Origin of the sequence: Fodinicurvata halophila (assembly GCF_042651425.1) — a bacterium.
GTDB lineage: Bacteria > Pseudomonadota > Alphaproteobacteria > Kiloniellales > DSM-21159 > Fodinicurvata > Fodinicurvata halophila.
This window is the reverse complement of record NZ_JBHSCW010000012.1, coordinates 1-12,242: the sequence shown is the minus strand read 5'-3', so window position 1 is coordinate 12,242 and position 12,242 is coordinate 1. Positions and strand designations below refer to the sequence as shown.

At 62.8% G+C, this 12,242-nt stretch carries 10 protein-coding genes; 1 reads left to right on the top strand and 9 read right to left on the bottom strand.

All coding sequences use genetic code 11. The features are described 5' to 3' along the window. Nucleotide 1 precedes the first annotated feature (1 nt). Nucleotides 2–229: a 50S ribosomal protein L31 gene (gene rpmE / locus ACFOW6_RS17585; protein WP_382423740.1), complete on the bottom strand. Its 228-nt coding sequence runs from the start codon at nt 227–229 to the stop codon at nt 2–4. A gap of 205 nt (nt 230–434) precedes the next feature. On the opposite strand from rpmE, the gene ACFOW6_RS17580 reads away from it, so the two are divergent. After that, on the top strand, nt 435–2,213 hold the full coding sequence (locus ACFOW6_RS17580; RefSeq protein ID WP_382423739.1) for an ABC transporter transmembrane domain-containing protein: 1,779 nt from the start codon (nt 435–437) through the stop codon (nt 2,211–2,213). A gap of 48 nt (nt 2,214–2,261) precedes the next feature. Here ACFOW6_RS17580 and ACFOW6_RS17575 read toward each other — a convergent pair whose 3' ends face one another. The 8 genes from ACFOW6_RS17575 to ACFOW6_RS17540 form a co-directional block, all read right to left on the bottom strand. Further along, nucleotides 2,262–4,025 carry a peptidoglycan -binding protein gene (locus tag ACFOW6_RS17575; RefSeq protein ID WP_382423738.1) on the bottom strand — a complete coding sequence of 588 codons (1,764 nt, stop codon included), beginning with the start codon at nt 4,023–4,025 and terminating at the stop codon, nt 2,262–2,264. Nucleotides 4,026–4,041: 16 nt separating this feature from the next. Beyond that, nucleotides 4,042–5,205: a flagellar motor protein MotA gene (locus ACFOW6_RS17570; protein WP_382423737.1), complete on the bottom strand. Its 1,164-nt coding sequence runs from the start codon at nt 5,203–5,205 to the stop codon at nt 4,042–4,044. A gap of 118 nt (nt 5,206–5,323) precedes the next feature. Beyond that, the gene (locus ACFOW6_RS17565) at nt 5,324–6,739 is read right to left on the bottom strand and encodes an OmpA family protein (RefSeq protein WP_382423736.1); all 1,416 of its coding nucleotides are present in this window, start codon (nt 6,737–6,739) and stop codon (nt 5,324–5,326) included. Nucleotides 6,740–6,871: 132 nt separating this feature from the next. Then, complete coding sequence (locus ACFOW6_RS17560; protein ID WP_382423735.1) at nt 6,872–7,675, bottom strand: inositol monophosphatase family protein; 804 nt, start codon at nt 7,673–7,675, stop codon at nt 6,872–6,874. Between the two features lie 54 nt (nt 7,676–7,729). Further along, a complete protein-coding gene (gene cysQ, locus ACFOW6_RS17555; protein WP_382423734.1) occupies nt 7,730–8,524 on the bottom strand; it encodes a 3'(2'),5'-bisphosphate nucleotidase CysQ in 795 nt (264 codons plus the stop codon). Nucleotides 8,525–8,556: 32 nt separating this feature from the next. Continuing rightward, the gene (locus ACFOW6_RS17550) at nt 8,557–10,872 is read right to left on the bottom strand and encodes a xanthine dehydrogenase family protein molybdopterin-binding subunit (protein WP_382423733.1); all 2,316 of its coding nucleotides are present in this window, start codon (nt 10,870–10,872) and stop codon (nt 8,557–8,559) included. A 201-nt stretch (nt 10,873–11,073) separates the two neighbouring features. Next, the gene (locus ACFOW6_RS17545; RefSeq protein ID WP_382423732.1) at nt 11,074–12,069 is read right to left on the bottom strand and encodes an adenosine kinase; all 996 of its coding nucleotides are present in this window, start codon (nt 12,067–12,069) and stop codon (nt 11,074–11,076) included. A 51-nt stretch (nt 12,070–12,120) separates the two neighbouring features. After that, nucleotides 12,121–12,231, bottom strand: coding sequence for an adenosylhomocysteinase (locus ACFOW6_RS17540; protein ID WP_449267372.1), 111 nt, complete (start codon nt 12,229–12,231; stop codon nt 12,121–12,123). Nucleotides 12,232–12,242 lie beyond the last annotated feature (11 nt).

Here is a 12,242-nt window from a genome sequence, read left to right as displayed (position 1 = left end):
TTCAGGACGATTTGAGACCGAAATCCCCGAAACGCTTCTTGAACTTCGCCATCTGTCCACCACGGTCGAGGACACGATGTACGCCGGTCCATGCCGGATGCGTCTTCGGGTCGATATCCAGACGCAGCGTGTCGCCCGGATTTCCGTAGGTCGACCGCGTGGTGACCTCCGACCCGTCGGTCATGACGACCGTGATTTCATGGTAATCGGGATGGATGTCTTGTTTCATGATGCTATCTCCTCAGCAGCGTGGCTATATAACCGAGCTGCCCGCCCTTTGCAACAGTTGGCGGGAGGATCTGTCGCGGGGGCCAAGGCTTGCCTGAGGGCTGCGTGCATGCGATGAACCCCGCAGTATCGGCAATATCCGCTTCCTTTCGAATTCAGGACAGATGGCTCGTTCGCAAACGCCCAGCCCCTTGCAGTCAGCACGCATGACCCAGCGCCCCAAGAGTCGGGACTTCAGTGTCCTCAGTTATCTCTGGCACTTCGTGCGACCCTACAAGCTTCATGTGGCAGGGGCTTTGGTTGCTCTGACGGTGGCGGCCGGGACGCTCTTGACCTTCGGAATCGGTATCCGTCAGCTGGTCGACCGCGGGTTCACGGCTGGGGATGCCGCTCTGCTGGATCGAGCGCTTCTGGTTTTGGCCTGTGCGATCGTGGTGTTGGCGGCCGCCTCCTTTGCGCGCTACTTCCTGGTTTCATGGATCGGCGAGCGGGTGATCGCCGATATTCGCAAGGCCGTGTTCAATCACGTGGTCAGCCTGTCTCCCGCCTATTTCGAAACCACGCGTACCGGCGAGATCCTCTCTCGCCTGACTACAGATACCACGCTGCTACAGACCGTGGTGGGCACGTCGGTGTCCATCGCCCTGCGCAATCTCCTGCTGCTGGTGGGCGGCCTTGTGCTGCTGATGGTAACCTCTCCCCGGCTGACGGGGTTGGTGCTCGTGGTCGTGCCCTTCGTCGTGCTGCCGATCATCATCTATGGACGGCGAGTGCGCAAACTCTCGCGGGAAAGCCAGGACCGCGTTGCCGATGTCGGCGCCTATGTGGACGAGACCCTGGTCGGAATACGCACTGTCCAGGCTTTCAATCACGAGGACGAGGATCGCCGGCGCTTTGCCTGGCGCAGCGAGCAGGCTTTCGAGACGGCCGTGCGTCGCATCCGCGCACGCGCCTGGTTGACGGCCCTGGTGATCCTGCTGGTTTTCGGAGCCGTCGCCGCGATCCTCTGGATCGGGGGACAGGATGTCCTGGCCGGGCGCATGAGCGGCGGGGAACTCGCCGCTTTCGTCTTCTATGCCGTGGTGGTGGCCGGGTCGGTGGGGGCCATCGGAGAGGTGATCGGTGACCTGCAACGAGCTGCCGGTGCCACGGAGCGCCTGGTCGATCTGTTGTCCACGCAGCCGGACATCCAGGCGCCGGAGAACCCCGACCCCATGCCCGAGCCAGCACAGGGCCGTGTCGCTTTCGAGGAAGTGAACTTCCATTACCCCGCGCGTCCCGACCTGCCGGCCCTCAACGCGTTCACCCTTGCTGTAGACAGCGGTGAACGCGTGGCTCTGGTGGGGCCTTCGGGAGCGGGTAAGACCACGGTCTTTCAGCTGCTGCTGCGCTTCTATGATCCGGACCAGGGGCGCATTCTCATGGATGGCGTGGACCTCGGGCAGGCCGATCCCGAGGCCGTGCGCCAGCGTATTGGCTTTGTCTCCCAGGATCCGGTCATTTTCTCCGAGAATGCCTGGGAGAACATCCGCTATGGCCGCCCAGATGCCAGTGACCAGGAGGTCCTGGAGGCGGCCCGGGCCGCAGCCTGCCTGGACTTCCTGCAGGCCCTGCCGGACGGGCTGGACACTTTCCTGGGCGAGCGCGGCGTGCGTCTGTCCGGAGGACAGCGTCAACGCCTGGCCATCGCCAGGGCGATCCTGCGCAATCCCGCAATCCTGCTGCTCGACGAGGCGACGTCGGCCCTGGATGCGGAGAGTGAACGCATGGTTCAGGATGCGTTGGAGCACATCATGGAAGGACGTACGACCCTGGTGATCGCCCATCGGCTGGCGACGGTCCAGAAGGCGAACCGCATTATCGTCATGGACAAGGGACGGATCGTGGACAGTGGGCCGCACAACGAATTGATAAAGAACAGAGAGGGGCTCTACGCTCGTCTGGCAGCCCTCCAGTTCAATCAAGCACAGAACGCAGCGGAGTAAGGCCGGGAGGGCCACTCCGCCAAGGCGGGCTAACCGGAAGCGAGTGGTTCAGCGCTGGGTCAGCTTGATCTCGATCCGCCGGTTGCGCTGATAAGCCTCTTCCGTATCCCCCTCCACGATCGGCTGATTGTCGCCGAAGCCGGCCGCAGCCAGACGATCGGCCGGAATGCCCTCATCGATCAGGAGCTCGACTACGGAAATCGCCCGGGCTGCTGAAAGCTCCCAGTTCGAGGGAAAGCGAGCTGTCTGGATGGGGCGTTTGTCCGTGTGCCCGTCGATTCTCAGGACCCAGTCGATGTCATCAGGGATCTTTTCGGCAATGTTGTGTAACTGGTCTGCCAGTTGTTGTATCTGATCGCGTCCTTCGGGCTGCATGGTAGCTGAGCCGCTCGGAAAGAGGACTTCGGCCTGGAAAACAAAGCGGTCACCGACGATCTCGATATCCGGATTGTCACCCAACACCTCGCGCAGCCGGCCGAAGAATTCCGAGCGATAGCGCGCCAGATCCTGAACCTTGTTGGCCAGGGCAACGTTGAGGCGGCGGCCCAGGTCGGCAATCTGGGCTTCCTGCTCCTCGTTACGCGCTTCCGCCGCGTCGAGCGCATCGTTGAGGGAGGCAATCTGCCGGCGCAGCGAGGCCAGCTGGCGATTGAGCAGATCCACCTTGCGCCGGGCCTCTTCCGTCAGTTCCTGCTGTTCCACGGCGAAGTCCTGGGTATCCGTTAACTGGCCCCGCAGGTTGGCGCGTTCTTCTTCCAGTTCCTGGCTTCTCTCTTCGCTCTCCGCCAGCCGGCTTTGCAGGTTTGCACGGTCCTGTTCCAGTTCCTCAGTTCGCTCATCGCTCTCGGCCAACCGGCTTTGCAGGCGCGCGCGTTCCTCGCGTAGCCGTTCGCTTTCTTCCTCACTTGCCGCCAATTGGGCGCGCAGGTCTTCGCCTTCCTCCTCCCGCTCGGCCAGTTCCTCCTCGTTGGCGGCCAGAAGGCGCTGTTGCTCGGCAATGCGATTTTCCAGTTCGGCCATCTGTTGCTCCAACTCGTCGCGCAGGCTTTGCAGAGTGGCCAGTTCCGACAACTGGGTTTCGATCAGCTCCTTGTTGGCATCGATCTCGGCATAGGCGTTCTCCAGCTCCTGGCGCAGCTCGTCGCTTATGCCCTGCGCATCCGCAAGCTCTTCGTCCAGGGTTTCACGGGCCTGCTGGCTCTCTTCGAGCTGGCTGCGCAGTTGTTCGCTCTCTTCCTCGGATTCAGCCAAGCGAGTGCGCAGCTCGTCACGCTGTTCCTGGGTTTCAGACAAGCGCGTGCGCAGGTCCTCACGCTCTTCCTCGGACTCGGCCAGGCGGCTGCTGAGCTCATCGCCTTCCTGCTGGGCTTCGGACAAGCGGCTACGCAGGGCATCACGCGCCTCGCGGGTGCTTTCCAATTCCTCGGACAGGCTGTCACGTTCGTCCTGCAAGGCTGCAAGCTGACTCTCAAGGGTATCACGTGTCTCCTGGCTTTCCTCGAGCTGATCACTGAGCCGCTGGCGTTCGGCCAGGGAAGACTGGAGTTCCGAGGAAAGCTGGGAGAGGCTGTCCCGCAGATCCTGGTTGGTCTCCCGCTCCATGGCCAGCTGTTCCGCCAGCTGGGCGATTTCCCTGTCCAGCTCGGAAAGCTGCTCATCCTTGCTGGTGAGGGCGGCCGAGAGAAAGTACTGGCTGACCGCGAAGACCATCAGCACGAAAATGACCACGAGCAGCAGCGTGGCCAGGGCGTCGACGAAGCCCGGCCAGATGTTGACCGCGTGTGTTCGGGAGCTGCGGTTCAGGTTGTACATGGTCCGTGCTGCGGTATCAGGACTGAGACTCCTCGGCGAGGGCGGCAATGGTGCGTGCGAGCAGGCGGATTTCGCCGCGGATCTCTTCTACCGACTGCTCACGGCCATGCGAGATCTCCTCGGAAATGCGGCTGAGATAGAGGTTCATGTTGCGAATATGATCCCTGGTCGCATCGTCCATGCCACCGCCGGAAAAACTGCCTTCATTGAGCTGGTTCAACAGAGTGCGGATCGCGCTGTGCGTGTCGGCCAGACGCTTCATGACCTCCTGCTCAGTGCGCATCTGGTCGGTCAACTGGGTCAGCCGCTCAGTCAGGATACCGAGATTCCGGTTGGCATACTGGCGATCCTCCTCGCCACGCTCGATGGTACGCTGCAGGTTCTGGAGACTGTCTGCGGTATGCTCCAGGAGAGCCTGCAGGTAGGCTGGAACCGAGGTTTCACCCTCTCCCACCTGAGCACCGCCACCGGAGAGACGGGTCATGCTCGAGAGCCATTCCTCCAGTTCGTTCATGAAGCGGTTGTGCGCCTGTCCTGACTGCAGTTCCAGGAATCCGAGGACCAGCGAACCGGCCAGCCCGAACAGCGAGGAGGAAAAGGCCGTTCCCATGCCGGAGAGCGGCCTTTGCAGCCCAGCCTGCAACTCTTCGAACATGGTGCCAGCGCTGCCGGTGCCGCCCGACAGGCTGCCGATGGTTTCGCTGACAGCGCCCACGGTTTCGACCAGGCCCCAGAAGGTGCCCAGCAGCCCGAGAAAGATCAGCAGCCCGATCAGGTAGCGCGAGATATCGTGGCTTTCGTCGATGCGCATGCGAATGCCGTCCTGCAGGGTGCGCATGGACATGGCCGAGAGCGTCAGGCGCCCCTTGCGCTCGCGCATCATCTGGGCCATGGGGCTCAGCAGGTGCGGTGCGGACATATTGGAAATCGCGCCAGGGTAGATCAGGCCGCCGCTGCTTTCGCTCTTGAGCTGTTCCAGGAACGCGATCTCGCGACGCAGCTGAAAGACCTGCCGGAAACTGTAGGCGATGCCGAACAGCAGGACACCCAGGATCATTCCGTTCAGTGCGGCATTGGCCATGAAGGCGTCACGCACCTCGGGAGCCAACACCGCTCCCACAGCCGCGACAAGGGCCAGAAAGATGCCCATTCGGATGAGATAGATCTGAGGTCGGGTCATGACGGTGTAGCGATTGCTCCCTGGCTGTGAGGTGAAGCTAGCGGCCAAGTAAGTAACAAATATGACACCTCCGACCCTTCGTGCCCTGTTTGATCAGGCCAGGCGCGATCCTCACCACTCAGGACTCTTCCGGGTCTTCGGGAACGATGTCGACCCGATCGATGGGCCCGCTGCCTGGCGCGTCATGACCGAGGGCGCGCACGTCGATTCGGGTGGACCGGATGCCATGATCGAGCAGATATGCCCGCACCGCGAGCGCGCGGGACAGGGAAAGCCGGCGGGCCTGGCTGGCATCGTCGTCGGAGCCTTGCGCATAGGCCAAAAGCTGTATGCGGGCCGAAGGCTTCTGTGAGAGCTGTGCGGCAAGCTCACGCAGTTGCTGTTGGGCCTCGTTGCTCAAGTCTGCGGATTCGGAGGAGAAAGTAAGGGTGGTCTCGGCGATGCCCTCGCTTTCGGCCTGATCGGGCAGGGCGGCCTGCTGAGTTTCCTCGCTCTGTGTATCCGTGTCGGCTTCGCGCTCGGTGTCCGATGCCTCCTGCTGATCTTCTGGCGACTGGGACGCAGCCACGCTGGTTTCCTCCGCCTCCTCGGCGTTTGACGCCGAGCTTGTTCCGCTCTCGCTTTCGCTTGTATCGGTTTCGGCGGGCTGCTCCGCTTCGGAAGAGGCCGAGGCTGTCGGTTCCGTCGTGGTCGTGCCGCTTTCAGTATCCTCACTCTCCTGCGCCTGGGCAGGCTCTGTCGTGGCGCTATCGGTTGATGCCACCTCGCTTTCCTCAGTGCGCGAAGGTTCGGAAGAGGCGGCTGTCTCCGGCTGGTCAATTTCGCGCTCGGGTTCGGCGCTTGCTTGCGCATCCTCTTGATCGGACTCGCTCGCCATTACGGGGCTGTCCTCTTCAGGAGCTTCGCGCTGGGCAGTGCTTTCCCTAGGTTGTGGGGCCGGATCCGTCTCGCTCCGGGTGGCGATTGCTTCCGGTTGTTCAGGCTCTTCGTCACCGATAACGGAACGCGGTTTCCCGCGGGCCGGTTCGGCGGGTGCCCGGCTCCTTTCCGTTTGCCGGGGCGTGCGCAAGCCCGAAGTTGCATCCGACTGCCGGTCCGCGCTGCTCCGGGATGTCCGGGTGGGGCTCGCAGGCTGTTCGTCCTTCCCGTCCCCGAGCATGAGCGTGGACCGCGGCATGTCCTGGGGCGGAAAGGCCAGGCCCTGTTCTCCTGCAACGCTGCTGCTGTCGCTGTATTCGCGGGCAGGCAGACGGGCAAAGGGAGAACCGGGCAGGGGCGTGCCCCAGGGCGTGGTCTGTTGCCGGGCCCGGGCGTTGGTGCCTTGCGTGTTCGTAGTGCTGTCGCCCAGCGATTCGATGACATCGCGATTGATGGTGATGGCAGCGTTGCCGGAGCCGCTTTGCGCGAGCGCTGTTTCGGATGCGCAGATCATTACGATCAACCCCATGGCAGCCAGCAGAGCCATTTTCGGCAAGGCCGTATCACGATGGCTGGTACCACGCCTCGAAAGCGATACGATATTGGAACGTCTCACTCTATCAGATTCCTGCTGCCGTTTTCCCCCGGGGGCGGACCCCATTCAGCAGGCGAACCTTAAGGCTGATCCGTTTGGCTAACAACCGTTTTTGCCCGTTTTCGGCCTGTTTCTGGTCACAGTCGGGCTGGCTCAGGCCTTTCTGCTTTTGCGCAGGAGTTCATCCAGCTCGCGATGGAGATTGGTGTTGGCGCAGACGAGGTTCGGGCTCTTGGAGCTCAGGCTGCGGCCGCCGATCTCACTTATGTAACCGCCGGCCTCGCGGACGAGCAGAGCACCTGCGGAATAATCCCAGGGCTGCAGGCCCCATTCCCAGAACCCGTCGAAACGACCGGCGGCGACATAGGCCAGGTCAAGTGAAGCCGTGCCCCAGCGGCGTACTCCGGCACTGACCGCCATGACCTCGCGGACCTCGTCCAGGAACCGTTCATGGCCCTCCAGTCCCTTGAAGGGAATTCCCGTGGCAAAGATTGCCTCGTCCATGCGGCGGCGGGACGAGACCCGCAGACGCCGGTCATTCAGGAAGGTCCCGTTTCCCTTCTCTGCCGTGAACATCTCGTCCTTGATGGGATCGTAGACCACGGCGGCAACGATCTCCCCGCGCTCCTCCAGCGCAAGCGATATCGCGAAGTGGGGCAGGCCATGCAGGAAATTCGTGGTGCCGTCCAATGGATCAACGATCCATCGGCGCTGCAACGTGTCGTCACCTTCGCTCGCCCCGCTTTCCTCCATAAGGAAACCGAAATTGGGGCGTGCGTGGGACAGCTCTTCGCGCAGGATTTTCTCGGCCTTCAGGTCGGCATTGGAGACGAAGTCAGCGGGTCCCTTGCGGGAAACCTGGAGGTTCTCGACCTCTCCGAAATCACGCTTGAGATGCCGCGCGGCCTTGCCGGCGGCCTTGGTCATGACGGTGATAACCGGGGACTTCAGTGACATATCCGTTCCAATTGTTTCAATTCTCTACTGGCCTGTGTGGCCGGCCGCCCGTGGTCAGGTGCGGCCATGGGCTATGAAGAAGGGATTCTCGAACCCAGGCTTGCCATAGGTCAGCGGGGTGCCTTCTCGGGTTTCCACATGCCCGCCGGCCGCCTCCAGGACGGCCTGGCCGGCTGCTGTATCCCATTCCATGGTGCGTCCAAAGCGCGGATACAGATCGGCGTCCCCTTGGGCCACCAGGCAGAACTTGAGCGAGGAGCCTGCGCTGACGCGCTCGGCAATGCTGTATCCGGCAAGAAAGTCTTCAAGCTCGCCGCCGGTGCCGTGACGCCGGCTGGCCACGACCGTGAGGCCCGCCTCGGGGCGCTGACGACTCTCGATCGGGGAAAGCGGTGCCTCGCTGGATGCGAAGAATGCTCGACCATCGGCGCCGATCCAGGTCTTGCCCAGGGCCGGGGCATGTACGACTCCCATGACGGGGCGCCCCCCTTCGATCAGGGCGATGTTGACGGTAAACTCGCCGTTGCCGGAGATGAACTCCTTGGTGCCGTCGAGAGGGTCGACCAGCCAGAAAGACTGCTGGGCCAGGAGGCTCGGCAACTTCCCGGCCTCAGCAGCTTCCTCCGAGATGACCGGAATGTCCGGGGTCTGCTGGGCCAGAGCTTCCAGTATGAGGACTTCACAGGCTTCGTCGGCCTTCGTCACCGGAGAGGAATCCGCCTTTTCGCGCAGCTCCATCTCGTCCCCCTTGCCGTAGTAGCGCAGGGTCACCTTGCCGGCCGCTTCGGCCAGGACTCTGAGATCCTCGACCATCTGCTGCCGGTTTATTCGAGGGGCTGTGCGTTCCATGATGCGGTGTTCCGTTGGTGCGTGTCGGGACCTCAGGACGCGGCCTGCAACACCCGCCAAACCTGTTCCGGTGTGGCGGGCATGTCGATACGCTTCACACCCGCGGGCGCCAGCGCATCCATGAGCGCGTTCATGATGGCGGGCGGCGCCCCGATGGCACCGGCCTCGCCAGCTCCCTTTACACCCATGGGGTTGGTCTTGCACGGCATGTCCTGCACCAGGGTCAACCTGACATCAGGGACGTCGTCGGCCCGTGGCATGGTGTAGTCCATGAAGGACGCGGTGATCAACTGTCCCTCCTCGTCATAGACCGTATGCTCAAGCAGGGCCTGGCCCAGACCCTGCGCCACACCGCCATGTACCTGACCGGCCGCCAGCATGGGATTGACGACAGTCCCGAAGTCGTCGACGACCACGTAGTCGAGTATCTTCGAACAGCCGGTGTCCGGATCCACCTCGAGCTCGCAGACATGGCAGCCATTGGGGAAAGTCAGGGCCTCGGCCGTGTAGCCGTCGGTCTCCTCGATCGGGGTCAGGCCGTTGCCGCCGCCTTGGTGGGTGCGCTGTGCGATCTCCGCGAGTTCCAGAGTGCGGTCGGTCCCGGCGATCCGGAACAGGCCGTCGTCGAATTCGATGTCGTCAGGTGCGGCTTCCAGCAGGTCGCCGGCAATCTGGCGCGCTGTCTCGATCACCCTGTCGGCGGCGCGCTGGGCCGAGATACCGCCCATGAGAAGCGAGCGGGAACCGCCCGTACCACCGCCCTTGTGCACCTTCTCGGAATCGCCCTGCACCATGCGGATTTTCTCCAGCGGCAGGCCGAACTTGTCGTGCAGCAACTGGGCATAAGCTGTGTGATGGCCCTGGCCATTGGTCATGGTCCCGATTACCAGCGTCACGCCGCCGTCCGGGTCCAGTGAGATGCGGGCTTCCTCCTCACCGATGCCGCCACAGGCCTCGACGTAGGAGGCAAGGCCGATGCCGCGCAGCATGCCTCGGCTGCGGGATTCCGCACGCCGGGTCTCGAAGTTGTCCCAGTCGACCTGGCGACAGGCCTCCTGCAGAAGGCGAGGGTAGTCGCCGGAATCGTAGATGCGGTTGAGGCCCGTGTCATAGGGCAGGTCTTCCGGGCGGATGAAGTTGCGCAACCGGATCTCTCGCCGATCGAGTCCTGCCACCCGGGCGGCCTCGTCCACCAGGCGCTCCATGACATAGGAGGCTTCGGGACGTCCGGCTCCCCGGTAGGCATCCACGGGAACGGTATTTGTCAGCACGCATTTGACCTCGGCATGAATGGCCGGAATGCGATAGAGACCGGAATACATCTGGGTGCTGGCGCCAGTAGGGATGTAAGGGGCGAAGTTGGACAGGTAGGCGCCCATGTTGGCCAGGGTCGAGATCCGGATGCCCAGGAAATGTCCCTCCTTGTCCAGCGCCATCTCGGCGGTTGTCTGATGGTCTCGGCCCTGGGTGTCCGACTGGAAACTCTCGTTCCTTTCCCCTGTCCAGCGCACCGGACGACCCAGTTCACGTGCGGCGAAGAGGCAGGCCACCTGTTCGGGATAGGCGAAGATCTTCATGCCGAAGCCGCCGCCCACATCGGGTGTTATGATATGCAGCTTGTCTTCCGGGATGCCGAAGATCATCCGGCAGAACTGATCCTTGAGGCGAAACAGCCCCTGGCTGCCGGTGTGCAGCGTGAACTTCTCCTCCTGCGGATCGTAATCTGCGATCAGGGCGCGCGGCTCCATGGAGTTCACTACGACGCGATTGTTGACCAGCTCGATCCGGGCGATCCGGTCGGCTTTCGCGAAGGCAGCCTCGACATCGGTTTCGTTGCCCTGTGCCCAGTCCAGGCAGAGGTTGCCGGAAAGCGATTCCTGAACCTTTGGGGCCTCGGCAGCCAGAGCGGCTCCGACATCGGTCACGGCATCCAGGGGATCGTAGTCCACCTCCACCAGGTCTGCGGCGTCCCGTGCCTGCTGGGCGGTCTCCGCGACCACCATGACGACGGCATCGCCCACATGATGGACCCGGTCTCGCGCCAGGGCGGGGTAGGGGGGCGTATCGACCTGACGTCCGTCGCGACCTTTCATGAGAGCGAGACAGGGGATGTCCCCGACGCCTGCGGCCTGAAGGTCCTGGGCCGTATAAATGCCAAGGACGCCCGGCTGGCCGGCGGCCTCCTCGGACTCGATTCCCGTGATGACAGCATGAGCGAAGGGGCTGCGCACGAAGGCGGCATAGCATTGCCGCGGCAGTGTGATGTCATCCGTGTAGCGGCCTTCCCCGGTCAGGAAACGCTGATCCTCGAGGCGACGCACGCCTTGTCCGATACCGAACTGGCCCATGGTTTGCTCCAGTCACTTGTTGTGAACACACCGAAGGTGGGAAACGATGTAGCTGTCCGGGCACTATAAAGGGCCGCGCGCGATGAAAAAAGGTGAACTGTCGGCTTCAGTCCACACAGGCTCGACACAAGAAAGGCCCCGGTCGACAGACCGGGGCCCGAAGGTGCGGAAAGATCAACTTTCCGCCATGTGCGGCCGTTTTCAGGCGGCCTTGTCGTGAATCAGTTCCTTGAGATCGTGCTGGGAGCGCGCCCCGAGATGGGTAACGCTCTCCGCCGCCACGAGGGCCCCGATACGTCCGCACTCCTCGAGGGGCTTGTCCTGGGACAGGCCATAGAGGAACCCGGCGGCATAGAGGTCGCCGGCACCGGTAGTATCCACGGCTTTGCCGAGGCTTTCGACCGGCACGCGGATCCGGTTGTTGCCGCTGACGATAAGTGAGCCCTTTTCGCTCTGCGTCAGGGCTGCCAGCGAACAGCTGGCGGCCACATCCTCGGCCGCTTCCTCAACGGACTCGGAGCCGAACAGCGCATTGATCTCGGTCTCGTTTGCAAAGAGAACGTCAATCCAGAAATTGCGGACAAGACGGCTGAATACGCCCTTGTGGCGTTCCACACAGCCGGCATCGGAGAGGGTCAGCACGATCTGGCTGCCGTAGAGCTTGGCCAGCGTGATCGCCTTCCAGCAGGCATCTCGTGCGGAGGGGCTGTCGAAGAGGTAGCCTTCCAGGAAGACGTAACGGCTTCTGGCGATGGCGTCCTCGTCGATATCGGCCGGATTCAGCGAGGTGGCAATTCCCAGGCAGGTGGCCATGGTGCGTTCCGCGTCGGGTGTCACCATCACCATGCAGTGTCCTGTCGGAGGCCCTTCCACGGCAGGGGGAGCCTCGAACTTCACACCGGTGGAGCGCAGGTCGTGGGTGAAAGCGTGACCGAGAGCATCGTCACGCACCTTGCCTATGAACTCCACGGAACCGCCCAGGGAGGAGAAGGCGGCCGCGGAGTTCGCGGCCGACCCTCCGGAATTTGACACCGTCTGGTCCAGGTCGTCGTAGAGCTTCTCGGCAGCTGCCGCATCGATCAGCGTCATGCCGCCCTTCTCGAGGCCGTGGGAGGAGATGAAGGTTTCCTCCTGCCGGGCGATGACGTCGACGATGGCATTGCCAATCGCCAAGAGGTCCTGGGTTTTACGAGTCATGGTTTCCTTCCTCGTTATATCAGGCTGGTTGGAAAAAGACCGGCCTGGGCCTCAGTACCGATATGTATCGTTTTTGAACGGTCCGTTCTGGGGCACGCCGATGTAGTCGGCCTGCTCCTTGGAGAGCTCGGAGAGATGGGCGCCGATCTTGTCGAGATGCAGCTTGGCGACCT